This is a genomic window from Erwinia sp. B116 (assembly GCF_002865965.1).
Taxonomy (GTDB): Bacteria; Pseudomonadota; Gammaproteobacteria; order Enterobacterales; family Enterobacteriaceae; genus Erwinia.
The window spans coordinates 31,639-55,395 of the sequence record NZ_JRZZ01000018.1 but is presented as its reverse complement, the minus strand read 5'-3'; the positions used below and the strand labels follow the sequence as shown (position 1 = coordinate 55,395).

Here is a 23,757-nt window from a genome sequence, read left to right as displayed (position 1 = left end):
TAGCTCAGTTGGTAGAGCACGACCTTGCCAAGGTCGGGGTCGCGAGTTCGAGTCTCGTTTCCCGCTCCAGATTAATCCGGTAGATTGTAGTCTGCCGGATGCGAAAGAAGGTCCCTTCGGGGGCCTTTTTTTGTTTCTCAGCCACAGCGCTGTGCCATCCGCTATCTGCGTGCATCAGGCACTGGCGTAACGACGCATTCAGGTCATGACGTGGCTAAACGGGCGATGCTGCCACCGCCCTTTCTGTAACGCCTGCGCTTATTTCGCGTCTTTCAGCAGCTGGTAAATCCGCTGCGCCTGGTTGCGGTAGGTGGTGATACCGCCGGAGCCGTAAATTTCCTGCGCGTTCAGGTAGATGATGCGGTTGTTTTTGGCGGCATCGGTGCCTTTAACATCGGCATTATCCAGCAGCTTTTTCGCGTTGCTGTAGTCCGGGCTTTTGCCGAGCACCGAGTCGCGGTCAATAACGAAGATCCACTGCGGATTGGCTTTGGCGATACGGGCGCTGTCGATCACTTCGCCGAAGCGGCTGTTATGGGTTAACGGCGTCGCATCCTTAAAGCCGATAAAGTCGGCGATAAAGCCATACTTGCCGCCGCTGCCGTAGCCCATCAGCTTATCGCCGGTGGTGAGGATGGTCATCGCGGTCCCGGCCTTCTCCGCCAGCGGGCGCACCTTATTCACATCGTCTTCCAGCGCCTTAATCGCAGCTGTAGCCTGCGGTTGCTTATCAAACAGTTCACCCAGCGAGCGAGTGCGCTGTGAGAGGCTCTGCAGCAGATGCGGGTGGTCGATGGTCAGATCCAGCGTCGGCGCAATTTCACGGAACTTGTCGGTTGACTCAAAGGCGCGCTCACCGCCGATGATCAGGTCCGGCTTCTCTTTACGCAACGCCTCGAAGTCCGGCTTAAACGGATTACCGGCGTTGTAGTAAGGGCCGGACTCATACTGGCTGAGGAACGGCGGGAAGCTGCCTTTTTTCTGTGGCAGCGACAGGCCGGAAACCTTCACGTCCAGCACATCGAGGATCTCCAGTATTGCCAGATCGTAGACCACCACGTTCTTCGGGTTCTTCTTAATGGTCTGGGTATTGATGCTGTCGGTAATTGCTACGCTGTCGGAAGCAGCAGAAGGAGTGGCGGCGGTGGCGATAGTGGTGAAACCGGCACCGGCGGTCAGTAACAGGCAGCTGGCGAGACAGGCACGGGTCAAACGTGAGAGAGGCATATAGTCACATCCTATGTAAGTGTAATTGATAATCGTTCTCAATAAATAATACGGATTTCATTCAGGATGTACAGCGCCCAGGTAAACCGGGCGAAAATGGCGAGATTTTCGCCGTAACATGGCGAAACTGGAGGTTTTTATAGCAGTCAGCACGGATCGGTGAAAAAAGCCGTTATCAGGGCTTGCCAGCGCCGCCCCGGCACGCCATAATAGCGCCCATTCCTGATTCAGGAATTAAAAGATGAATCGAATCAAAGAATTACCAAATGTTTGATTGCACCACCCAAGCGGGAATAGCTCAGTTGGTAGAGCACGACCTTGCCAAGGTCGGGGTCGCGAGTTCGAGTCTCGTTTCCCGCTCCAGATAATAAACTTTCTCAATACGCAGCATAATTATCCACAGCGCCGGGCGCCGTGCGGTGGTCTTGTCGATCCGGATAGTGAAAAATCGTAAACAGAGTTATCCACAGCTTACGCTGGCAGTGGTTTTTTCCACGATCTCAGTAAATTCTTACATATTCTGCGTAACATACTGTTTTTATTATTATTGTTAATGTTTCATTCTGTTATGCAGATCGCTTGTGCTTTTTGTCCCGGTTGAATGACAACGCTTTTTTAATTTTATTCACAGCGTGTGGATAGTTTTCGCGTGGCTGAAATTCGTCACCTTGCGCAATTAAGCATCACGGGGTAATCCTTTCTCTATTACCCGTACCAGGCGTTTTTGCTGGCTGGTTTGCACCTCTACCGCATTTTCCTCCCGGCGGGCCAGCTGTTGGGCGATAGCCCACGCAATATGCTCATCCAGCAGCGTGTTTTCGCCGCGGCGGCTTTCCAGCGCCTGCAGGTGGTGTTCATCCCACGGTGCGTTACCCAGGGCGACGGCAATATTGCGCAACCAGCGCAGATGACCAATCCGGCGAATGGCCGAGCCTTCGGTGATGCGCAGGAATTTAGCCTCATCCCAGGCAAACAGCTCGGTCAGCGGCGGCGCGTGCAGCACCGCGCGCGGGCTGAAATCATCTTCATCTGTCAGCTGGCCATAGCGGTTCCACGGGCAGATCAGCTGGCAGTCGTCGCAGCCGTAGATACGGTTGCCGATCAGCGGGCGGAACTCTTCCGGGATCGCCCCTTCCAGCTCGATGGTCAGATAGGAGATGCAGCGACGCGCGTCTACCGTGTAGGGTTCGACGATGGCACCGGTCGGGCAGGTGGTCATGCAGGCGACGCAGCGGCCGCAGTTTTCCTCCACCGGACTGTCAATCGGCAGCGGCAGGTCGATCAGCAGTTCCCCTAAGAAAAACCACGATCCGGCTTCACGGTTTAAGATCAGCGAGTGTTTACCGGTCCAGCCCAGCCCGGCTTTGGCCGCCAGCGGGCGCTCCAGCAGCGGGGCCGAGTCAACAAACGGCCGGAACTGCGCGTCGCCGCAGCGCTCAAGGATCATATCACCGAGCTTTTTCAGGCGATTGCGCAATACTTTGTGGTAGTCGCGGCCCAGCGCGTAGCGGCTGACGTAGCCCAGACGGGGGTTTTTCAGCGTGCTGGCAAAGGCGGCTTTGGCCGGCAGATAGTTCATACGAACGCTGATCACCCGCAGGGTGCCGGGCAGCAGTTCGTGGGGGCGGGCGCGCATCATACCGTGGCGCGCCATCCAGTCCATCTCGCCGTGGTATTGTTTATCCAGCCACGCCTGCAGGCGCGGCTCCTCCAGCGTTAAATCGGTATCGGTGATACCGACCTGCTGAAAGCCGAGTTCAAGCCCCCACTGTTTAATATCCCGGGCGAGTTGATGGAGATCGAGAGGATGCGACATGAATAACCTGAACCAGCTGGAAGACCCGTTAAGTTTACCTGAATCTGTCTGGCCTGTGGAGGCGATTGCCCGGCTGGAGCGCGAAGGGGCGGACAGCCTGGGTTTGACGCTGTATGAACTGATGCAGCGCGCCGGGCAGGCGGCGTTCAGCGCACTGCAGCGCCTGTGGCCCGATAGCCGTCACTGGCTGGTGCTGTGTGGCCACGGTAATAACGGTGGCGACGGCTATGTGGTGGCGCGGCTGGCGCAGGCAGCGGGCATCAGCGTGACGCTGCTGGCGGTGGAGAGTGATACGTCGCAGCCCGAGGAAGCCCGGCAGGCACGGGAAGCCTGGCGGGCGGCGGGCGGTGTGATCCACGCAGCATCGGCGGCCTGGCCGCAGAGTGTGGACGTTATCGTCGATGCGCTGCTCGGTAGTGGGCTGAACCGCGCCCCTGCTGAACCTTACGCGCGGCTGATTGAGCGGGCAAACGGCCATCCGGCCCCGGTATTTGCCGTGGATGTGCCCTCAGGGTTAGCGGCCACTACCGGTACAACGCCCGGTGCGGCGATTATCGCTACGCATACGCTAAGCTTTATCGCCCTTAAGCCCGGGCTACTGACCGGAAAAGCGCGCGACTACCGGGGCCGGCTGCATTATCACGCGCTGGGACTGGAAGCATTCCTGGCCAGTCAGCCTCCCGCCATCGCCCGCTTTGACGCAACGCACCTCACGCGCTGGCTGCAGCCGCGCAAAGCCACCTCACACAAAGGCGATCACGGTAAGCTGCTGGTAATCGGCGGCGATCACGGTACGGCGGGTGCTATACGTATGGCCGCTGAAGCGGCGCTGCGCGCAGGATCAGGCCTGGTGCGAGTACTTACTCACAAAGATAATGTGGCGCCGCTGCTGACCGCCCGCCCGGAGCTGATGGTGCAGGAGCTGGACGCACAGACGCTGGATGACGGCCTGGAATGGGCCGATACGATCGTCATCGGTCCGGGACTGGGACAGCGCGACTGGGGTAAAAAGGCCTTAAAGAAGGTCGAAAACTCAAACAAACCGATGCTTTGGGATGCCGATGCGCTTAACCTGCTGGCAATCAGCCCCGATAAACGTCAAAATCGCATTATTACGCCACATCCGGGTGAAGCGGCGCGTTTGCTGAACAGTAACGTTAGCGAAATTGAGAGTGACCGCTTACTTGCGGCACAGCGCCTGGCAAAACGCTATGGCGGCGTGGTGGTGCTGAAAGGTGCCGGCACACTGATTGCCGGGCCGCAGGGGGCGCTGGCGATTGCCGATGTCGGCAATGCCGGCATGGCCAGCGGCGGCATGGGCGATGTGTTATCCGGTATTATTGCCAGCCTGGCGGGGCAAGGGCTCTCACTGTTTGACGCAGCCTGCGCGGGCTGTGTCGCGCACGGCGCAGCGGCAGACGCGGTAGCACGGCGCTATGGTACGCGTGGTATGCTGGCAACCGATCTGTTCTCCTGGCTGTATCTGTTTGTTAATCCTGAGATGTCGAATATAAAAGAATGATGACCTGTGTAATCGCGTTGCCCGATGAGGCAGCAACTCTCGCAATGGGTGCCCGGCTGGCCCGCGCCTGTGATGGCGCGGCGACCCTCTATCTTTATGGCGATCTCGGTGCAGGAAAAACCACCTTCAGCCGTGGATTCCTGCAGGCGCTGGGGCATCAGGGCAACGTAAAAAGCCCGACCTATACGCTGGTGGAGCCCTACGTGCTGCCCGATCGCCGCGTCTATCATTTTGACCTGTACCGCCTTGCCGATCCGGAAGAGCTGGAATTTATGGGCATCCGTGACTACTTCGGTGACGACAGTATCTGTCTGGTCGAGTGGCCGCAGCAGGGCACCGGCGTGCTGCCTGAACCCGATCTCGAACTGCATCTCAGCTACCAGGGCCACGCGCGCCAGGCCGAGCTGCGTGCCCGCTCGGCTAACGGTGAGCAGATGCTGCAGCAGTTCGCGCGCGCGGAGGGGGAAGCATGAGGCAGGTGAAGTCCTGGCTGATGCTGGCGCTGCTGTGCTGCACCTTCAGTACGCTGGCGGCCAATCTTTCGGATATTCAGGTGGCTAACGGCAGCAACGAAGCCACGGTAAAACTCAGCTTTGCCGGGCAGCCGGTGTACGCCTTTTTCCCGTTGCATAACCCGGAGCGGGTGGTGCTGGATATCCGCCAGAGCGGCGTGGTGAAGGGGCTACCGCTCGAATTTAGCGGCGAGAACCTGGTTAAACGCATCCGCTCCAGCGAGGCGAAAGACAGCCAGAGCATCCGTCTGGTGTTTGAGCTGACGGAAGCCGGTAAAACCCGCGCGGTAACCCAGCGCAACGGCAGCACTTATAACGTGGTGTTTACCATCAGCAGCCGCCAGCCGGCGAAACCGGCCGCACGTCCGGCCCCGGTCAGCAGTGCGGGTACCTCACGTCCGGCACCGGTCAGCAGTGAACCGGCGAAAAATCCGTTTGGCGCAAATCCGGTGACCACCGTCACCAGCGGTAACCAGGTTGCACGTCCGCGTACCTCCCGTGCCAGCAGCAGCGATGTGGCGATCGTGGCGATTGATGCCGGCCACGGCGGTCAGGACCCGGGTGCCATCGGGCCCAGCGGGCTAAAAGAGAAAAATGTTACCATCGCCATCGCCCGCAAGCTGAAAGAGCTGCTGAACGCCGACCCGATGTTTAAGGGGGTGATGACCCGCGACGGCGACTACTTTATCTCGGTGATGGGGCGTTCCGACGTGGCGCGCAAGCAGAATGCGAATCTTCTGGTGTCGATCCATGCCGATGCCGCCCCCAGCCGCAGCGCGTCAGGTGCCTCAGTGTGGGTGCTGTCTAACCGTCGCGCCAACAGCGAAATGGCCGGCTGGCTGGAACAGCACGAGAAACAGTCCGAACTGCTGGGCGGTGCCGGCGACCTGCTGGCCAACAGCCAGGCAGACCCGTACCTCAGCCAGGCGGTGCTCGACCTGCAGTTCGGCCACTCACAGCGTGTAGGCTACGACGTGGCGGTAAAAGTGATTGCTCAGCTGCAGCGCGTCGGCGCGCTGCACAAGCGCCGACCGGAACATGCCAGCCTGGGCGTCCTGCGCTCGCCGGATATTCCTTCCCTGCTGGTGGAAACCGGCTTTATCAGCAACCCTTCGGAGGAGCGACTGCTTGGCAGTAGCGCATACCAGCAGAAGATTGCCGAGTCGATCTATAAAGGCTTGCGCAACTACTTCCTGGCGCACCCGCTACAATCCGTCCCAAAGGAGGAAAACCGACCGTTGCAGTCCGCAGCGGCGGTTAATGCAGAGCCTGAACCGGCCCCGGCTGGCACCGTCTACACCGGTGCCGTGCAGCGTCACGTGGTTAAGCGCGGGGAAACCTTGTCCGGTATCGCCGCGCAGTACGGTGCCAGCATGGCCACCCTGCGCGGTATGAATACGCTGAAGAAAGATGTGGTATGGGTTGGTCAGCGGCTGAAGGTGCCGGCAGGGGCGCAGACGGCCCGCGTGGTAACACAGGCAGCAAACCACGCCAGACCGAAACGCGCCCAGCGGCATAAGGTGGTGCGCGGTGACTCGCTGACGGCGATCGCGGCGCACTACGGCGTCAGCCCGCAGGCGATCCAGCAGGCGAATAAAATGAAGTCGCAGAACGTGATGCTGGGGCAGACGCTGACCATTCCGGCATCCTGAGCGGCTGAACGTGGCGGTTCCCGGTTTCCTGGCCGGGTGCACACTGAGAAGATCCGGGCTGGCCCCCTTGCAGCCGCCCGGCCGGAGACGGACGCTGGCTTAAGCACCGCGTACTGCCGGTCAATGCCGCGATGGAATAATTGAGGAGTGATGATGCCCATTCAGATCTTACCCCCCCAGCTTGCCAATCAGATTGCCGCCGGTGAGGTGGTTGAGCGCCCGGCGTCGGTGGTGAAAGAGCTGGTGGAAAACTGCCTGGATGCCGGCGCGACCCGCATCGATATCGATATCGAGAAGGGGGGGGCTAAGCTGATCCGCATTCGCGATAACGGCTGCGGCATCGGTAAAGAGGAGCTGGCAATGGCGCTGGCGCGTCATGCCACCAGTAAAATCAGCACTCTCGACGATCTGGAAGCGATCGCCAGCCTCGGTTTTCGCGGTGAGGCGCTGGCCAGCATCAGCTCGGTGTCGCGCCTGCTGCTGACCTCGCGTACGGCGGAGCAGAGCGAAGCCTGGCAGGCTTACGCCGAAGGGCGTGACCAGGCGGTAACCCTGAAACCGGCCGCCCACCCGCAGGGCACCACGCTGGAAGTGCTGGACCTGTTCTACAACACCCCGGCGCGGCGCAAGTTTATGCGCACCGAGAAAACCGAATTTACCCATATTGATGAAGTGATCCGCCGTATTGCGCTGGCGCGCTTCGACGTGGCTTTCTCCCTCAGCCACAACGGCAAGCTGGTGCGTCAGTATCGCGGTGCCAGCGATCCCACGCAGCGTGAACGGCGGCTGGCGGCGATCTGCGGATCCACCTTTATCAGCCATGCGCTGCGCATTGAATGGCAGCATGGCGATCTGATCCTGCAGGGCTGGGTGGCCGATCCGGTCGGGTCGAAGGCGCTGAGCGAGCTGCAGTACTGCTATGTCAACGGCCGCATGATGCGCGACCGGCTCATCGGCCATGCGATTCGCCAGGCCTATCAGGACAAGCTCGGCGATGGCCATCAACCGGCCTATGTGCTCTATCTGGAGATCGACCCGCACCAGGTTGACGTCAACGTGCATCCGGCCAAGCATGAGGTGCGCTTCCATCAGTCGCGGCTGGTGCACGATTTTATTTACCAGGGCGTGATCAGCGTGCTGCAGGCCTGTGAAGCGCCCACGCTGCCAGACGTTGCTGCGCAGTCGTCCGAACGCTGGCAGCCGGAAAACCGTCAGGCGGCGGGAGAGAATCACTTTGCATCACCGGCCGCCGGGCGAAACCGCGGTGATACAGAACGGGGCGGGTTCGCCGCACCCGCGCCCGATGCCGCTACCGGAACAGACACCAGGCCAGGTTCAGCCGCAAATGTGGGTGCCGGTACAAATGCAGGTACAGGCACAACTGCAGACACAAATTCAGATGCGGGCACAAATGCAGGCGCAGACACAGGTGCTGAGGCAGGCATACAGGCACGAACCTACCCAACGACACATGCAGACAACGGCAGCCGCGCCGGGGCTGCCGCCGCCACGGAGGCGGGCTGGCCCGGCCAGCTGCCGCAGTATCAGCAGCGCGAAGGAGCGTTGTACCGCCAGCTGATGACCACGCCGGCGGCGGGGCGTGGAGAAGAGCCGAAGCAGCCTTATCCGCAGGCTGATGTTCCTTCCCCGCCCGCCACCACTGCGCCGCGTACCACGGCAGCGGTCGACGCCCCGTTAAGCGGCCATTCTCAGAGCTTTGGCCGCGTGTTGACGGTGGTACAACAGCAGTATGCGCTGCTGGAAAATAAACAGCACCTTGCGCTGCTGTCGCTGACCGTGGCCGAGCGCTGGCTGAAGCAGGCCCAGCTGGAGCCGGGAAGTGAAGGGCTCAAGCCACAGCCGCTGCTGATCCCGGTGCGGTTGCAGCTGGATAAGGCCGAAGTGGCCACCCTCAACCGCTGTGCCGGGTTGCTCAACCAGCTGGGTATCGATCTGCACAACGACGCGCAGCGGGTGATGCTGCGCGCCGTGCCTTTACCATTACGCCAACAAAATTTACAAAACTTGATTCCAGAACTGTTAGGCTACTTAGCCCGGCAGGAGGATGTTTCAGCCAGCCAGACGGCGCAGTGGTTAGCGCGCCAGTCGGTTTCTGAACATGCGCACTGGAATCACTCGCAGGCGATTGCTCTGCTGGCCGACGTGGAACGTCTCTGCCCGCAGCTGGTTAAATCGCCACCTTCCGGATTATTGCAAGACGTTGATATCACAATGGCGATGAACGCCCTGAAGCAATGAGTGAACAATCTAAGGCTGGCCTGCCGAAGGCGATATTTTTGATGGGGCCAACGGCCTCGGGTAAAACGGCTCTGGCCATGGCGCTACGCCAGACCCTGCCGGTTGAACTGATTAGCGTGGACTCTGCGCTGATCTACCGCGGGATGGATATCGGAACCGCTAAGCCCACCAGTGATGAGCTGGCGTTGGCACCCCATCGTTTGCTGGACATCCGCGATCCGGCAGAAAGCTATTCCGCAGCCGAATTCCGTCGTGATGCGCTGGCTGAAATGGCGGAGATTACCGCGCGGGGCAACATCCCGCTGCTTGTTGGTGGCACCATGCTCTACTACAAGGCGTTGCTGGAAGGATTGTCGCCGTTGCCCCCGGCGGATCCTGAAGTGCGTCAGCGTATAGAGCAGATGGCGAGTGAGCAGGGCTGGGAAGCGCTGCACGGTCAGTTATGTGACATAGATCCCGTTGCTGGCGCTCGTATTCATCCGAATGATCCCCAGAGACTCTCGCGAGCACTGGAAGTTTTTTTTATTTCGGGTAAAACTTTAACGGAACTGACGAAAACATCCGGTGAAGCTCTGCCTTATGATGTGGCCCAGTTTGCTATCGCACCCGCGAATCGCGAGCTAATCCATCAGCGTATTGAGCAGCGCTTTCATCAGATGCTGGCGTCAGGGTTTGAAGCGGAGGCTCGGGCACTGTTTGCACGAGGTGATTTGCATACGGATATGCCTTCCATTCGTTGTGTTGGTTATCGCCAGATGTGGTTATTTTTGTCGGGCGAAATTGATTACGATGAAATGGTTTATCGGGGAATTTGCGCGACCCGGCAGTTGGCTAAGCGCCAGATAACCTGGTTACGCGGTTGGGAAAACGTTCACTGGCTTGACAGCGAACATCCTGAGGCGGCGTATGCCAGCGTGCTACAGGTTCTTAGTGCTAAGCATGGGTGATTGTGTACAATTGGTTTGTTATCGTGCGCAAATTTTTTAGGTCGTATTTCGAACTGCAAGGTTCTTAAAGTTATAAACAACAAGCATATAAGGAAAAGATAGAATGGCTAAGGGGCAATCTTTGCAAGATCCGTTCTTGAACGCACTGCGTCGCGAACGTGTTCCGGTTTCAATTTATTTGGTCAACGGCATTAAACTGCAGGGGCAGATCGAGTCGTTTGACCAGTTTGTTATTTTGCTGAAAAACACGGTTAGCCAGATGGTGTATAAGCACGCGATCTCTACCGTTGTCCCGTCCCGTCCGGTCTCCCACCACAGCAACAATGCGGGTGGCGGAAGCAGCAACTATCATCACGGCGGTAGCAATCAGGGTGGGTCTTCCCAGCCTGCACAAGACAATGACGACGCTGAGTAAGTAAGTCACTGTCCCACCATGACGGGGCTCTGCCAGCCAGCAGACACCCCGTCCTGGCAAAGACGTTAAGCCGGTTTCCTCATTCGCCCGGAGCGGAGCGAAATCGCGCATACAAGCCGTTCGCCGAGCCGAACGCGCAAATTAATCTGAATTTGACGCCGTAAGGCCATCGCGCATCAGGTTTCACAGGGTTCCGAGAGGTTGCAATATTGTTTGACCGTTATGATGCCGGTGAGCACGCCGTACTGGTTCACATCTACTTTACCCAGGATCGGGATATGGAAGACCTCCAGGAGTTTGAATCTCTGGTCTCTTCCGCCGGCGTGGAAGCGTTGCGTGTCGTAACCGGCAGCCGCAAAGCGCCCCTCCCGAAATATTTTGTGGGTGAAGGTAAAGCGGCTGAAATTGCCGAGGCGGTAAAAGAGAGCGGTGCCACGGTGGTACTGTTCGATCATGCCTTAACGCCGGCGCAGGAGCGTAATCTGGAAGCGCTGTGTCAGTGCCGGGTAATTGACCGTACCGGACTGATCCTTGATATCTTCGCCCAGCGCGCGCGCACCCACGAAGGTAAACTGCAGGTAGAGCTCGCGCAGCTGCGCCACCTTGCCACCCGTCTGGTTCGCGGCTGGACGCACCTTGAGCGCCAGAAAGGCGGTATTGGTTTACGTGGCCCAGGGGAAACTCAGCTGGAAACCGACCGTCGTTTACTGCGTAACCGCATTACCCTGATTCTTTCCCGCCTGTCCCGCGTTGAAAAACAGCGTGAGCAGGGCAGGCAGGCGCGTAACAAGGCCGATGTGCCGACCGTGTCTCTGGTGGGCTATACCAACGCCGGTAAATCCACCCTGTTTAACCGCTTAACCTCTGCCGACGTTTATGCGGCAGACCAGCTGTTTGCCACCCTCGACCCGACCCTGCGCCGGGTGGACGTCGCCGACGTCGGTGAAGTGGTGCTGGCCGATACCGTCGGCTTTATTCGCCATTTGCCACACGACCTCGTGGCCGCGTTTAAGGCCACGCTGCAGGAGACGCGCGAGGCAACGCTGCTGTTGCACGTGATTGACGCCGCCGACGTGCGCCTTGAGGAAAATATCGAGGCGGTTAACGTGGTGCTGGAAGAGATTGAGTCCGATCAGATCCCCAGCCTGCTGGTGATGAATAAAATCGATATGCTGGACGGTTTTGAGCCGCGTATCGATCGCGATGAAGAGAACCGGCCCATTCGGGTCTGGCTCTCTGCCCAAACCGGCGTCGGGTTGCCGCTGCTGTTCCAGGCGCTGACCGAGCGGCTGGCCGGCGAGATCGCTCAGGTTGATTTACGTCTGCCGCCGGAAGCGGGGCGGCTGCGCAGCCGTTTTTATCAGCTTCACGCGATAGAAAAAGAGTGGAACGAAGAGGATGGCAGCGTGGGAATGCACGTGCGTATGCCGATCGTCGACTGGCGACGCCTGTGTAAACAGGAACCGACGCTGGCGAATTACATTGTTAACTGATTTTGCCTGACACGCGTATCCCGGCCTGGGGTACCACCGCACACACAATTAATGGAGTATAAACATGGCGTGGAATCAGCCCGGGAATAACGGACAGGACCGCGACCCGTGGGGAAGCAGCAATAATCAAGGCGGCAACTCTGGGGGAAATAAGGGAGGGCGCGATAAGGGGCCTCCCGATCTTGATGATATCTTCCGTAAGCTGAGCAGCAAGCTCGGTGGCCTGGGCGGTGGTAACAAGAATAGTGATAACGGTGACGGTGGTCAGCGCAGGCCGGGTAACGGCGGGCGTCTGGTCGGGATTGTCGGCGTTGCGGCGGTGGTGATTTGGGCCGCCAGCGGTTTCTACACCATCAAAGAAGCAGAACGTGGCGTGGTGACACGCTTTGGTAAGTTCAGCCATCTGGTTGAGCCGGGCCTTAACTGGAAGCCGACCTTTATCGACCAGGTTCGCGCGGTGAACGTAGAGGCGGTACGCGAGCTGTCAGCTTCCGGCACCATGCTGACCTCCGATGAGAACGTGGTCCGCGTTGAGATGAACGTGCAGTACCGCGTCACTAACCCGGAACGCTATCTGTTCGCCGTCACCAGCGCAGACGACAGCCTGCGTCAGGCCACCGACAGCGCGCTGCGCGGCGTGATTGGCCGCTCAACGATGGATCGTATCCTGACCGAAGGGCGTACCGTGGTGCGTAGCGAAACCCAGCGTGAGCTGGAAGAGACCGTGCGCCCGTACGATATGGGTATCACCCTGCTGGACGTCAACTTCCAGACCGCGCGTCCACCGGAAGATGTGAAGGCCTCCTTCGATGATGCGATCGCCGCGCGTGAAAACCGCGAGCAGGCAGTCCGTGAAGCGGAAGCCTACGCCAACGATAAGCTGCCGCGTGCGCGTGGTGATGCGCAGGGTATTCTCGAAAAAGCCCGTGCTTACAAGTCCCGCGTAACGCTGGAAGCGCAGGGTGAAGTCGACAGCTTTGCGCGTATTCTGCCGGAATACAAAGCGGCACCGCAGATTACCCGTGAGCGTCTCTATATCGAGACCATGGAACGCGTGCTTGGCCACACCCGCAAGGTGCTGGTTAACGATAAAGGCAACAGCCTGATGGTGCTGCCGCTGGATCAACTGATGCGTGGACAGGCCGGCGGAGCGACCAGCAGTCGCGAAGGGAGCAACCCCCTGTCTCGTCTGCCGACATCTTCAGGCAGTAACGATCGCGCCACGGGCAGTACGTCGTTCAGTCCGGACGACATTATGGATCAGCGCCGGGTGAACGCTCAGCGTACCGATACCCAGCGCGAAGGGAGAGAGTAAACGATGCGTAAGCCATTAATCGTATTATTGATTGTTGTGCTGGTGGTGCTGTACGCGTCACTGTTTGTGGTTCAGGAAGGGCAGCGTGGCATCGTGATGCGCTTCGGCAAAGTTCTGCGTGACGATGAGAACAAGCCGCTGGTGTATGCACCGGGCCTGCACTTCAAGATCCCGTTCCTTGAGTCAGTGAAGACCCTCGACGCCCGTATCCAGACCATGGATAACCAGGCTGACCGCTTCGTGACCAAAGAGAAGAAAGATCTGATCGTCGATTCCTACATCAAATGGCGGATCAGCGACTTCAGCCGTTACTACCTCGCCACCGGCGGTGGTGATGTTTCTCAGGCCGAAGTGCTGCTGAAGCGTAAGTTCAGTGACCGTCTGCGTTCTGAGATTGGCCGTCTGGACGTGAAGGATATCGTCACCGATTCCCGCGGCCGTCTGACCACCGACGTGCGTGATGCGCTGAACACCGGTAGTGCCGGTCAGGATGATGAAGTTGCCACGCCGGCAGCGGATGATGCGATTGCCTCAGTGGCGGCGCGCGTAGAGCGTGAAACCACCGGCAACGAGCCGTCGATCAACCCGAACAGTATGGCCGCGCTGGGTATTCAGGTGGTGGACGTGCGGATCAAGCAGATCAACCTGCCGACCGAAGTCTCCGACGCGATCTATGCCCGTATGCGTGCCGAGCGTGAGTCCGTCGCGCGTAGTCAGCGCGCCCAGGGTGCGGAAGAAGCGGCCAAGGTTCGTGCTCAGGCCGATTACGAGGTTGAGCGCACGCTGGCTGAGGCCCGTCGTCAGGCGCTGATCACTCAGGGTGAAGGTGATGCGGAAGCGGCCAAGCTGTTTGCCAACGCCTTTAGCCAGGATCCGGATTTCTACGCTTTCATCCGTAGCCTGCGCGCCTATGAAAACAGCTTTAAGAGCAATCAGGACGTGATGGTGATGAGCCCGGACAGTGACTTCTTCCGCTTTATGAAGAATCCGTCTGCTACCGCCCGCTAATCCTTTGCTGTGACTGCCAGAGGCCGGATTTTCCGGCCTTTTTTTATGGGCGACATTCGCCACTCATCATGTGAACCTACGAGACGCATTTCAATGAATACAGCGGTATGGATGGCTGTGGGGCTGGTACTGGTGCTGGAAGGACTGGGGCCGATGCTGGTACCGCGCCTGTGGCGGCGGATGATCCTGTCGATGGCACAGCTGCCTGACAGTTTACTGCGGCGTATTGGCGGCGGGCTGGCGGTGGCCGGGGCCGTAATTTTCTACATGGTCAGCCGGGGCAACGGCGGTTAAGTGTGAGCTGTAGCGCGCTGTGGCGCGGCTCCGGCAAAAAAGTACGCAATCGTATGCTAAAACAGCTGAAAGACGAAAATGACGATGGTAGAATCCATTTTTAAGCAATCGGTGATTTTGAGAAATGGGTAAGAACGTTGTCGTACTGGGCACCCAATGGGGTGACGAAGGTAAAGGTAAGATCGTTGACCTCCTGACGGAACGTGCTAAATACGTAGTGCGCTATCAGGGCGGCCATAACGCTGGCCATACGCTAGTCATCAACGGTGAGAAAACCGTCCTCCATTTAATTCCATCAGGCATTCTGCGTGAAAACGTCACCAGCATCATCGGCAACGGTGTGGTGCTGTCTCCGGCTGCGCTGATGAAAGAGATGAAAGGTCTGGAAGATCGCGGCTTCCCGGTACGTGAGCGTCTGTTCATTTCTGAAGCCTGCCCGCTGATTCTGGAATATCACGTGGCGCTGGACGTGGCACGTGAGAAAGCGCGTGGCGCGAAAGCGATCGGCACCACCGGTCGTGGTATCGGCCCGGCTTACGAAGATAAAGTGGCCCGTCGTGGCCTGCGCGTTGGCGATCTGTTCAACAAAGAGACCTTCGCACAGAAGCTGAAAGAAGTGATGGAATACCATAACTTCGCGCTGGTTAACTACTACAAAACCGATGCGGTGGATTACGACAAAGTGCTGGCGGATACGCTGGCGATTGCCGATATCCTCACCGGTATGGTGGTTGACGTTTCAGAAGTGCTGGACGGTGCGCGTCAGCGCGGTGACCTGATCATGTTCGAAGGCGCCCAGGGCACCCTGCTGGACATCGACCACGGTACCTATCCGTATGTCACCTCGTCTAACACCACCGCCGGTGGCGTAGCGACCGGTTCCGGTATCGGTCCGCGTTACGTTGACTACGTGCTGGGTATCGTCAAAGCCTACTCTACCCGCGTGGGTGCAGGCCCGTTCCCGACCGAACTGTTCGACGAAACCGGCGAGTTCCTCTGCAAGCAGGGTAACGAGTTCGGCGCTACCACCGGCCGCCGTCGTCGTACCGGCTGGCTGGACGCGGTTGCCGTGCGCCGCGCCGTACAGATCAACTCCCTGTCAGGTTTCTGCATGACCAAACTGGACGTGCTGGATGGCCTGAAAGAGGTTAAGATCTGTGTGGCTTACCGTATGCCTGACGGCCGTGAAGTGACTACCACGCCGCTGGCAGCAGAAGGCTGGGAAGGCATTGAGCCGATTTACGAAACCCTGCCTGGCTGGTCTGAGACCACCTTCGGCGTGAAAACGCTGGAAGGTCTGCCGCAGGCTGCGCTGGACTACATCAAGCGCGTTGAAGAAGTGACCGGTGTGCCGATTGATATTATCTCAACCGGACCTGACCGTAGCGAAACCATGATTCTGCGCGACCCGTTTGACGCATAATTATGCTCTACACAAAATCATTCAAGATGCATCAAGGCGGCAAAGGAGTGAATCCCCGGGAACATAGAAAACTATGTGACTGGGGTGAACGAGAGCAGCCAACGCAGAGGCAGCTTGAAGGATGACGTGTATACTGGCCGGGCATTGCCCGGTCAGTTATTCTCCCGCACCGGTTTCCTGCCGTTCCCGTCTGCTGTGCCACCATGATTTTTCCCGCAATAAATAAAATAGCCCGCTTTAGCAGTGGCTGGTTTATTATCATTGTTAATTCCTGTTTTAAGCGGATGACGGCATGAGTTCAGGCTGTCTCTCTGAGGTCACTGTGCAGCTAACCAGCTTCACCGATTACGGTTTACGCGCGCTGATCTTCCTTGCCTCTCTGCCGGAGGGGAAGATGACCAGCATTAGCGAAGTTACCGACACCTACGGCGTGTCGCGTAATCATATGGTCAAAGTTATCAATCAACTTAGCCGTAACGGTTATGTCGCTGCCGTGCGGGGTAAAAACGGCGGTATTCGTCTGGGTAAACCAGCCAGCGATATCGTTGTCGGCCAGGTGGTGCGCGATATGGAGCCACTGCAGCTGGTCAACTGCAGCGTGGAGTTTTGCCATATTACCTCCGCCTGCCGCCTGAAGAAGGCGCTGTATGACGCCGTGCAGAGTTTTCTGCGCGAACTGGATAATTACACTCTGGCCGATCTGGTTGAAGACAACCATCCGCTCTACAAAATTTTGCTGACTGAACGACCTTCACTCAGCAGCTGACAACGGAGGAACCTCGATGTCAAAAGATCCTTTTCAGGACCGCGAAGCTGAGAAATACGAAAACCCGATTCCCAGCCGCGAATTTATTCTTGCTCATCTGGATAAACGGACGAGCCCGGCCAGCCGTGAAGAGCTGGCAGACGAACTCGCCATTAGCGGCGAGGAGCAGACTGAAGCGCTGCGCCGCCGCCTGCGCGCCATGGAACGCGATGGTCAGCTGGTGTTTACCCGCCGCCAGTGCTACGCGCTGCCGGAACGCCTCGACCTGCTGAAAGGCAAAGTGATCGGCCACCGCGACGGCTTTGGCTTCCTGCGTATTGAAGGCAGCAAGGACGATCTCTACCTCTCTGCCGAACAGATGAAAATGTGTATGCATGGCGACGTGATCCTCGCGCAGGCGATGGGCGCCGACCGCAAGGGCCGCCGTGAAGCACGTATGGTGCGCGTGGTTGAGCCGCGCAATGGCCAGATCGTTGGTCGCTACTTCACCGAGAGCGGTGTGGGCTTTGTAGTCCCGGACGACAGCCGCCTGAGCTTCGATATCCTGGTGCCGGCCGAAGAGCTGATGGGCGCGCGCATGGGTTATGTGGTGGTGGTGGAGCTGACCCAGCGTCCGACCCGCCGCAGCAAAGCCGTCGGTAAAGTGGTGGAAGTGCTGGGCGACAATATGGGCACCAGCATGGCCGTCGATATGGCGCTGCGCACCCATGATATTCCGCACGTCTGGCCGGAAGCGCTGGAAAAACAGATTGCCGGCCTGAGCGAAGAGGTGCCGGAAGAGGCGAAACGCGGTCGTGTTGACCTGCGCGACCTGCCGCTGGTGACCATCGACGGCGAAGACGCCCGTGACTTCGATGACGCAGTGTTCTGCGAACGTAAACGCGGCGGCGGCTGGCGGCTGTGGGTAGCGATTGCTGACGTCAGCTACTACGTGCGCCCGGGGACTCCGCTGGATGATGAAGCGGTCAACCGCGGCACCTCGGTCTACTTCCCTTCACAGGTGGTACCGATGCTGCCGGAAGTGCTGTCTAACGGCCTGTGCTCGCTGAACCCGGAAGTAGACCGCCTGTGTATGGTGTGCGAGATGACTATCTCGTCTACCGGTAAGCTGACCGGCTACAAGCACTACGAAGCGGTAATGAACTCCTTTGCCCGCCTGACCTACAACAAGGTGTGGAACATCCTGCAGGGCAATCAGGAGCTGCGTCAGCAGTACGAGCCGCTGGTACAGGACCTGGAAGAACTGCACCGCATGTACCTGGCGCTGGAGAAATCCCGCGAGCAGCGCGGCGGCATCTCGTTCGAAACGGATGAAGCCAAGTTTGTCTTCAACGCCGATCGCCGCATCGAGCGCGTTGAGCTGGTGGCGCGTAACGATGCCCACAAGCTGATTGAAGAGTGCATGATCCTGGCGAACATCGCCTCGGCGCGCTTTGTTGAGAAGAACAACGAACCGGCGCTGTTCCGCGACCACGATCGCCCAAGCGATGAGAACATCAAGAGCTTCCGCTCGGTGCTGAACGAGCTGGGCCTGACGCTGCCGGGTGGAACGAAGCCACAGCCGCTGGACTACGCCGACCTGCTGAAGCAGATCGCCGGCCGTCCGGATCACGAAATGCTGCAGACCATGCTGCTGCGCTCAATGAAGCAGGCGGTGTACGATCCGGAAAACCGTGGCCACTTCGGCCTGGCGCTGGCCTCCTACGCCCACTTCACTTCACCCATCCGCCGCTACCCGGACCTGCTGCTGCACCGTGCGATTAAGTACCTGCTGGCAAAAGAGAACGGCAGTGAGGCCAACACCACGCCGACCGGTGGCTACCACTACGATCTGCAGCAGATGCTGCATTTCGGCCAGCACTGTTCGATGACCGAACGCCGGGCGGATGAAGCCACCCGCGACGTAGCGGACTGGCTGAAGTGTGACTTTATGCAGGACCAGGTCGGCGAAGCCTTTACCGGCGTGATCTCCAGCGTGACCGGTTTTGGCTTCTTCGTGCGCCTGAACGACCTGTTTATCGATGGCCTGGTGCACGTCTCCTCGCTGGATAATGACTACTACCGGTTTGACGCCGTCGGCCAGCGCCTGATCGGCGAATCCGGCGGGCGCAGCTATCGCCTCGGCGATACGGTTGAAGTACGGGTTAACGCGGTGCATATGGACGAGCGCAAAATCGACTTTGCGCTGATCTCCAGCGCCCGTAAACCACGTGGCGAAGGTAAAACCGAGCGCGAGCGTGAGAAGCGTGGCGGTGCGAAAAACAGCGGCAGCCGCCGTCGTGCGCCGCGTAAAGGTGCCAGTGCCGAGCGTGACAGCAGCGCCCGTGCGCCGAAAGAGCAGGCAGCCGCGCCGGGTGATAAAGCGGAGAAAAAGCCGCGCAAACCGTCTGATAAAACCCGCAAAATTGCTGCAGCCACCCGGGCAAAACGCAGCAAGAAAAACAGCGGCAGCGAGCAGTAGCGCCTGCCGGGCGGCGCGTGTCGCCCGTTGCTCTTAACGTCCGGGGCGCAGCTTGTCTGCGCCCCGGCAGCATAATTAACGAACCACCGGATTGATGAGATGAGTGAAATTGTATTTGGTATTCACGCCGTGCAGGCGCTGCTGGACAGCGATCCGCAGCGTTTCCAGGAAGTGTTTATCCAGAAGGGCCGCGATGACCGCCGCCTGACCACGCTGGTAAAGGCGCTGGAAGCGCAGGGCATCGTCATCCAGGTGGCGAGCAAGCAGGTGCTGGATAACAAATCCGAAGAGGCGTCCCACCAGGGCATCATTGCCCGCGTGAAGCCGGGGCGTCAGTATCAGGAAGGGGATATCCCGGACCTGCTGGCCAGCCTGGAGAATCCGTTCCTGCTGATCCTCGACGGCGTTACCGATCCGCACAACCTCGGCGCCTGCATGCGCAGCGCGGATGCGGCCGGCGTACACGCGATCATCGTGCCGAAGGATCGTTCTGCGGCGCTTAACGCGACGGCTAAAAAAGTGGCCAGCGGCGCGGCGGAGCATATTCCGCTGATCCGTGTGACTAACCTGGCGCGCACCATGCGCGTGCTGCAGGAAGCCAACGTATGGATCGTCGGCACCGCAGGGGAAGCCGATCACGACGTCTATCAGAGCAAAATGACCGGCCCGCTGGCGCTGGTGATGGGTGCCGAGGGTGAAGGCATGCGTCGCCTGACCCGCGAGCACTGTGACGAACTGATCAGCATTCCGATGGCGGGCAGCGTCTCCTCGCTTAACGTTTCGGTCGCCACCGGCGTCTGTCTGTTTGAAGCGGTACGTCAGCGCGCGAAATAAGTATTCCGGGGCGCGTTCGCGCCCCGTTTATCCTCTGCCTGCCGACCCGCGTTACTGCACGCCTGCCGCCGGGCGATACAGCAGCGCCGAGGCGTACCACATGCCAGGTGCTACCGTCTCTCTTACTAACTGAATCTGATAATACGTTGCCCCCGCCGCCTGCGCTTTAGCGGCCAGCGCCCGTTCGGCGTCATCCAGTGAGCCGCGCACGGTGACGGTGGTGCTGCCGATTCTGCTCAGGCCAGCGCTCTGCGCACGGTTGATCTCCTGCGGCTGGCCGGTTGGCGGCGGCGCTGGCTGCGGCGTGGTGGTGAATACGCTGCAGCCGCCGAGCAGCAGCGCGGTAATCAGAAGGACGTTGCGCATAGTTGACCCACTCTCCTCATCTTTTGTTTAAGTTTAGGCTATGGATATGAAAAATAATCGGGTTTACCCTGGACGTTTCTGTGCGCAGGATTAATTTATCCCGCTTACACTGTTGAGCGTTGTCGCGTTGTCGCGTTGTCGCGTTGTCGCGTTGTCGCGTTGTCGCGTTGTCGCGTTTTACATTGCCGCTTGCTGCCGCGGCTGATTTCACCAGGAGAGCCGATGATTGAGTTGAATACCGAAACCTTCGCGGGCATCGAGTGCCTGCATGCTGCGCCGGCCGGTAAGCGTGAACAACCGCTGCCGACGGTTCTGTTTTATCATGGTTTTACCTCCTCCAAAGAGGTTTATGCTTACTTCGCGGTGGCGCTGGCGCAGGCCGGTTTCCGCGCCATCCTGCCTGATGCCGATCAACATGGCTCACGCTATAACGGTGATACAGAGCACCGGCTCAGCCATTTCTGGGAGATCCTGCGCAGCAATATCGATGAACTGCCGCAGATTGAGCAGGCGCTGCGTGAGCAGCAGCTGATCGCGGGCAGCCGGCTGGCGGTCGCCGGGGCGTCGCAGGGCGGTATGACCGCGCTGGGGGCGCTGGCGCGTTATCCGCAGCTGACCAGCGGTGCCAGCCTGATGGGCTCCGGCTACTTCAGCCAGCTGGGGCAGACGCTGTTCCCGCCGCTGGTGGCCCGCTCGCCGGAACAAAAGGCGCAGCTGGCCGCCCGGCTGGCCCCGCTGGCGGAGTACGAGGTCAGCCATCAGCTGGCGAAGATTGCCAGTCGCCCGCTGCTGGTGTGGCACGGCGATGCTGATGAGGTGGTGCCGGTTGCCGAAAGCGTGCGGCTGGAGAAAGATCTGCGCGAGGCCGGTCTGAACGATAACCTGACGTATCTGACCGAAACCGGCATCGGGCATCGCATCACGCCTTCGGCGCTGACGGCGTTGACAGCGTTCTTTACGCATCACCTGTAATCGTCCGGCGGGGCCAGTACCGATCTGATGCCGTACTGGCCCCGCCTGCGTGATGCCGGGTTAACCCTGTCTTGCGCAACCGGTTGAGCGCCCCTGCCTGCCTGGCCGGGGCCAGTTACGGGCGGGTCTGCCGTAGCGATCTCCTGTTAATCTGCATTCGCATCCGCTCGCCTTGCGCCGCGCGCGAGTTATTTACGGCTTCTTCGATCTTTACCTTGAGTTAACCCCCTATCGCCAGTATGATTACGCGTCAATTTTTCAGCCGTTCACAAACACGTTCCTTGCTTCCATGGGCCACGGTTGACCCTGACAGGAGGCTGAATAATCCGTAAGGAGCAAAATACGATGCGTCATTACGAAATCGTTTTTATGGTTCATCCTGACCAGAGCGAACAGGTTCCTGGCATGATCGAGCGTTACTCTGCAACCATCACTGGTGCTCAGGGTACGATCCACCGCCTGGAAGACTGGGGCCGCCGTCAGCTGGCTTACCCGATCAACAAACTGCACAAAGCTCACTACGTTCTGCTGAACGTGGAAGCCCCGCAGGAAGCGATCGATGAGCTGGAAACTAACTTCCGCTTCAACGACGCCGTTATCCGCAGCATGGTTATGCGCGTTAAGCACGCCGTAACTGAAGCATCTCCGATGGTTAAAGCGAAAGACGAGCGCCGTGAGCGTCGTGAAGATTTCGTTAACGAAACCTCTGATGATGCAGATGCTGGGGATTCTGAAGAGTAATTGTCCGTGACGGTCAATCGCCTGATGCTGTCTGGTACCGTGTGCAAGACGCCAGTGCGAAAAATAAGCCCGTCAGGAATTCCACACTGTCAGTTCGTGCTTGAGCACCGTTCTGAACAGGTGGAAGCCGGTTTTAACCGGCAGGCCTGGTGCCGGATGCCGGTGATTATCAGCGGCAAAGCCCATCAGGCCATTACTCAAAGTATAACGGTCGGTACGCAGCTTACCGTTCAGGGCTTTATTTGCAGCCATCAAGGGCGCAACGGTCTGAACAAAATGGTACTGCATGCCGAGCAGATTGAATTGATAGATTCTGGAGACTAGCCTAATGGCACGTTATTTCCGTCGTCGCAAGTTCTGCCGTTTCACCGCGGAAGGCGTTGTAGAGATTGATTACAAAGACATCGCTACGCTGAAAAACTACATTACCGAAAGCGGTAAAATTGTCCCGAGCCGTATTACCGGTACTCGTGCAAAATACCAGCGCCAGCTGGCTCGCTGCATCAAGCGCGCCCGCTACCTGTCCCTGCTGCCATATACTGATCGTCATCAGTAATACGGCCGCCGTCTATTAACGACTTAAAGAGGATAAGGTAATGCAAGTTATTCTGCTTGATAAAGTAGCAAACCTGGGAACCCTGGGCGACCAGGTCAACGTTAAAGCGGGCTACGCTCGTAACTTCCTGGTACCACAGGGCAAAGCTGTTCCTGCTACCAAGAAAAACGTTGAGTTCTTCGAAGGCCGCCGTGCAGAACTGGAAGCCAAACTGGCTGACGTTCTGTCTGCAGCTAACGCACGTGCTGAGACCATCAGTGCACTGGGCACCGTTACCATCGTGTCTAAAGCAGGCGACGAAGGCCGGCTGTTCGGTTCTATCGGTACCCGCGACATCGCTGACGCTGTAACTGCAGCTGGCGTTGAAGTGGCTAAGAGCGAAGTTCGTCTGCCGAACGGCGTTCTGCGTACTACCGGTGAGCACGAAGTGGACTTCCAGGTTCACAGCGAAGTCTTCGCTAAGCTGATCGTGAAAGTAGTCGCTGGCGCGTAATTGCTCCCAGCGCAGTAAAAACGCCGGCCTCGCGCCGGCGTTTTTATTTCTGCCGGCAGCGGGCGTTCTTCCTGCTGCCGGCGGCGATGCGCCGGTTACTGTGCCCGGATAAAACTGCCGTCCGGCTGACGGGTAAACAGGATCTCACCGCTGGCCCCCTGCAGCGTTAAGCCGTTCACCACCCCCTGCGCGTTCTGACGAATTTTGACCTGCTGACCGCTACGTAAGGTACTCAGCGGACGATCCGCCCCCTCTACCTGTGCCATCGAAAACACGTCGTTGACCGGCAGATTATTGTCGCGGAACAGCTGTGCCAGCGTCTGGCCGGAAGAGATAGTGTAGCTGCTCCACTGCCCCTGAATATCACGCTGGGCGGTGGCCGGGGCGTTTAAATCGCCTTCGATCGTAGCCTGCAGCGGCACCTCTCGCGGCGCGGAGCCGTTCTGTAACGGGGTTTCCACCGCGCGCTGCGGTGCGGCGGACGGCCATAAAAAGGCCAGTAAAATCACCAGCACGGCAATGATAATGCCGCGACGGTGCGGTAGTGGCAGCGGATCCATCCAGCTGATCCGATCCGGCAGGTGCCAGAGCCGGATCAGCCATTCGGGGGCGCGCAGCGCGCGGAATGCTCCTGGCATGTCGTTCTCCTTCTGACGCGAAAAACGCGCAGTCAGTGAGTTTTTGA

At 58.8% G+C, this 23,757-nt stretch carries 23 protein-coding genes and 1 tRNA gene; 20 read left to right on the top strand and 4 right to left on the bottom strand.

What is annotated here, in order from left to right; genetic code table 11:
• Nucleotides 1-258: 258 nt before the first annotated feature.
• Nucleotides 259-1,227: a siderophore ABC transporter substrate-binding protein gene (locus NV64_RS13720; protein WP_082502327.1), complete on the bottom strand. Its 969-nt coding sequence runs from the start codon at nucleotides 1,225-1,227 to the stop codon at nucleotides 259-261.
• Nucleotides 1,228-1,514: 287 nt separating this feature from the next.
• On the opposite strand from NV64_RS13720, the gene NV64_RS13715 reads away from it, so the two are divergent.
• A tRNA-Gly gene (locus NV64_RS13715) sits at nucleotides 1,515-1,590 on the top strand.
• A 313-nt stretch (nucleotides 1,591-1,903) separates the two neighbouring features.
• On the opposite strand, the gene queG is transcribed toward NV64_RS13715, so the two are convergent.
• Nucleotides 1,904-3,043, bottom strand: coding sequence for a tRNA epoxyqueuosine(34) reductase QueG (queG, locus tag NV64_RS13710; protein WP_101506118.1), 1,140 nt, complete (start codon nucleotides 3,041-3,043; stop codon nucleotides 1,904-1,906).
• Here queG and nnr point away from each other — a divergent pair.
• The 14 genes from nnr (at nucleotide 3,042) to rlmB (ending at nucleotide 19,944) form a co-directional block, all read left to right on the top strand.
• Nucleotides 3,042-4,565 (top strand): bifunctional ADP-dependent NAD(P)H-hydrate dehydratase/NAD(P)H-hydrate epimerase, encoded by a 1,524-nt coding sequence (nnr, locus tag NV64_RS13705; protein ID WP_101506117.1) that lies wholly within the window; start codon nucleotides 3,042-3,044, stop codon nucleotides 4,563-4,565. The genes queG and nnr overlap by 2 nt on opposite strands.
• Complete coding sequence (tsaE, locus tag NV64_RS13700) at nucleotides 4,562-5,038, top strand: tRNA (adenosine(37)-N6)-threonylcarbamoyltransferase complex ATPase subunit type 1 TsaE (protein WP_056235394.1); 477 nt, start codon at nucleotides 4,562-4,564, stop codon at nucleotides 5,036-5,038. The genes nnr and tsaE overlap by 4 nt, the downstream gene beginning before the upstream one ends.
• Complete coding sequence (gene amiB / locus NV64_RS13695; protein WP_101506116.1) at nucleotides 5,035-6,729, top strand: N-acetylmuramoyl-L-alanine amidase AmiB; 1,695 nt, start codon at nucleotides 5,035-5,037, stop codon at nucleotides 6,727-6,729. Before tsaE ends, amiB begins: the two co-directional genes overlap by 4 nt.
• A gap of 153 nt (nucleotides 6,730-6,882) precedes the next feature.
• Nucleotides 6,883-8,988: a DNA mismatch repair endonuclease MutL gene (mutL, locus tag NV64_RS13690; RefSeq protein WP_101506115.1), complete on the top strand. Its 2,106-nt coding sequence runs from the start codon at nucleotides 6,883-6,885 to the stop codon at nucleotides 8,986-8,988.
• Nucleotides 8,985-9,935: a tRNA (adenosine(37)-N6)-dimethylallyltransferase MiaA gene (miaA, locus tag NV64_RS13685; RefSeq protein WP_056235401.1), complete on the top strand. Its 951-nt coding sequence runs from the start codon at nucleotides 8,985-8,987 to the stop codon at nucleotides 9,933-9,935. Before mutL ends, miaA begins: the two co-directional genes overlap by 4 nt.
• Nucleotides 9,936-10,038: 103 nt before the next feature.
• Entirely contained in the window at nucleotides 10,039-10,350 is a 312-nt protein-coding gene (hfq, locus tag NV64_RS13680) for an RNA chaperone Hfq (RefSeq protein WP_056235404.1), read from the top strand.
• Nucleotides 10,351-10,559: 209 nt separating this feature from the next.
• Nucleotides 10,560-11,843, top strand: coding sequence for a ribosome rescue GTPase HflX (hflX, locus tag NV64_RS13675; RefSeq protein ID WP_056235407.1), 1,284 nt, complete (start codon nucleotides 10,560-10,562; stop codon nucleotides 11,841-11,843).
• Between the two features lie 64 nt (nucleotides 11,844-11,907).
• A complete protein-coding gene (hflK, locus tag NV64_RS13670; RefSeq protein ID WP_056235410.1) occupies nucleotides 11,908-13,158 on the top strand; it encodes an FtsH protease activity modulator HflK in 1,251 nt (416 codons plus the stop codon).
• 3 nt (nucleotides 13,159-13,161) lie between these two features.
• On the top strand, nucleotides 13,162-14,166 hold the full coding sequence (gene hflC / locus NV64_RS13665) for a protease modulator HflC (protein WP_056235413.1): 1,005 nt from the start codon (nucleotides 13,162-13,164) through the stop codon (nucleotides 14,164-14,166).
• 93 nt (nucleotides 14,167-14,259) lie between these two features.
• Nucleotides 14,260-14,460 (top strand): DUF2065 domain-containing protein, encoded by a 201-nt coding sequence (locus NV64_RS13660; RefSeq protein ID WP_056235415.1) that lies wholly within the window; start codon nucleotides 14,260-14,262, stop codon nucleotides 14,458-14,460.
• A gap of 124 nt (nucleotides 14,461-14,584) precedes the next feature.
• Nucleotides 14,585-15,883 (top strand): adenylosuccinate synthase, encoded by a 1,299-nt coding sequence (locus tag NV64_RS13655; RefSeq protein WP_056235418.1) that lies wholly within the window; start codon nucleotides 14,585-14,587, stop codon nucleotides 15,881-15,883.
• Between the two features lie 322 nt (nucleotides 15,884-16,205).
• The gene (gene nsrR / locus NV64_RS13650; protein WP_056235422.1) at nucleotides 16,206-16,649 is read left to right on the top strand and encodes a nitric oxide-sensing transcriptional repressor NsrR; all 444 of its coding nucleotides are present in this window, start codon (nucleotides 16,206-16,208) and stop codon (nucleotides 16,647-16,649) included.
• Between the two features lie 16 nt (nucleotides 16,650-16,665).
• Nucleotides 16,666-19,110: a ribonuclease R gene (gene rnr / locus NV64_RS13645; protein ID WP_056235425.1), complete on the top strand. Its 2,445-nt coding sequence runs from the start codon at nucleotides 16,666-16,668 to the stop codon at nucleotides 19,108-19,110.
• Nucleotides 19,111-19,209: 99 nt separating this feature from the next.
• Entirely contained in the window at nucleotides 19,210-19,944 is a 735-nt protein-coding gene (rlmB, locus tag NV64_RS13640) for a 23S rRNA (guanosine(2251)-2'-O)-methyltransferase RlmB (protein WP_056235428.1), read from the top strand.
• A gap of 51 nt (nucleotides 19,945-19,995) precedes the next feature.
• Here rlmB and bsmA read toward each other — a convergent pair whose 3' ends face one another.
• The gene (gene bsmA / locus NV64_RS13635) at nucleotides 19,996-20,310 is read right to left on the bottom strand and encodes a biofilm peroxide resistance protein BsmA (protein WP_101506114.1); all 315 of its coding nucleotides are present in this window, start codon (nucleotides 20,308-20,310) and stop codon (nucleotides 19,996-19,998) included.
• 222 nt (nucleotides 20,311-20,532) lie between these two features.
• On the opposite strand from bsmA, the gene yjfP reads away from it, so the two are divergent.
• From yjfP to rplI, 5 genes are all read left to right on the top strand, one after another.
• Nucleotides 20,533-21,282 carry an esterase gene (yjfP, locus tag NV64_RS13630; RefSeq protein WP_101506113.1) on the top strand — a complete coding sequence of 250 codons (750 nt, stop codon included), beginning with the start codon at nucleotides 20,533-20,535 and terminating at the stop codon, nucleotides 21,280-21,282.
• 345 nt (nucleotides 21,283-21,627) lie between these two features.
• On the top strand, nucleotides 21,628-22,023 hold the full coding sequence (rpsF, locus tag NV64_RS13625; RefSeq protein WP_056235438.1) for a 30S ribosomal protein S6: 396 nt from the start codon (nucleotides 21,628-21,630) through the stop codon (nucleotides 22,021-22,023).
• 6 nt (nucleotides 22,024-22,029) lie between these two features.
• Nucleotides 22,030-22,347, top strand: a complete 318-nt coding sequence (gene priB, locus NV64_RS13620; RefSeq protein WP_056236364.1) for a primosomal replication protein N — start codon at nucleotides 22,030-22,032, stop codon at nucleotides 22,345-22,347.
• 4 nt (nucleotides 22,348-22,351) lie between these two features.
• Complete coding sequence (gene rpsR, locus NV64_RS13615; protein ID WP_002210155.1) at nucleotides 22,352-22,579, top strand: 30S ribosomal protein S18; 228 nt, start codon at nucleotides 22,352-22,354, stop codon at nucleotides 22,577-22,579.
• Between the two features lie 40 nt (nucleotides 22,580-22,619).
• Entirely contained in the window at nucleotides 22,620-23,072 is a 453-nt protein-coding gene (gene rplI / locus NV64_RS13610; RefSeq protein ID WP_056235441.1) for a 50S ribosomal protein L9, read from the top strand.
• A gap of 95 nt (nucleotides 23,073-23,167) precedes the next feature.
• Here the strand turns inward: rplI and NV64_RS13605 are convergent, their stop codons facing one another.
• On the bottom strand, nucleotides 23,168-23,710 hold the full coding sequence (locus tag NV64_RS13605) for a LysM-like peptidoglycan-binding domain-containing protein (RefSeq protein WP_233208985.1): 543 nt from the start codon (nucleotides 23,708-23,710) through the stop codon (nucleotides 23,168-23,170).
• Between the last annotated feature and the right edge of the window lie 47 nt (nucleotides 23,711-23,757).